Here is a 740-nt window from a genome sequence, read left to right as displayed (position 1 = left end):
TTCATTTTCAATACCCAAAAACTCCAGTCTTTTCCAATCTTTTACTGCACTCCATGGTTCTAAATGCTTTATCTGTATATTCATCTTTGATTGACTAGCCTTAAAAAAACTGGATTTTATATATATCAAATCATCTTCAGCCTATGTTCCAGATTTTATGAAAACTTCTCATGTTACAGAAGATTTTTCTAAGCAATTAAAAAGTGATGGGATAACGAATCCAGAGGTTAATAAAGAGCTGGTTTATATCAATCAAACAGGTGCTAAGGTACAAAATAAAGTTAATGGAACAAACTATCGTATTTTAGATAATAAAATAGCAACCATCTATATTCCTAATAAATTTAAAGAGAATAAGGCATCAATCGAGAATACGGTTGTAGCAGAACAATTTACTGGTACAAACTATACAAAAGATGATCTTACGGTGCAAGTCATTCCTGATGGGCAAGAATTTTTCTATTTCAATGAAAATGGCAGTAGTGTCCCTGAAAATAAAGATAATCTACCTTTGGAAAGTGTGACAAATAGTAAGAGTAATATAGTGGTTGTATTAGATACTGATAAAATGGTAGAAACTAACGATTTTATTTTGGCAAGCAATATCATATATAACTCACTTTTTAGTCCAGAAGCAATTAAGGACATCAACGATTTGAGTGCTAGTTTGAATTTTTCAATCAATCCAGTCGAGGTTTACCAAACTGTGAAACTTAATATTCAATCTTTAGAGCACCAAA

At 31.1% G+C, this 740-nt stretch carries 1 pseudogene; it reads left to right on the top strand.

Annotation, left to right across the window (positions count from 1 at the left end):
• Window positions 1–97 precede the first annotated feature (97 nt).
• A pseudogene (locus K4H96_RS04165) lies at window positions 98–740 on the top strand (ABC transporter permease); the annotation flags it as partial.

The organism is Streptococcus sanguinis, assembly GCF_020729765.1.
Classification (GTDB): domain Bacteria; phylum Bacillota; class Bacilli; order Lactobacillales; family Streptococcaceae; genus Streptococcus; species Streptococcus sanguinis_Q.
The sequence above is the reverse complement of the archived record's forward strand: the minus strand, read 5'-3'. Positions and strand labels throughout refer to the sequence as shown.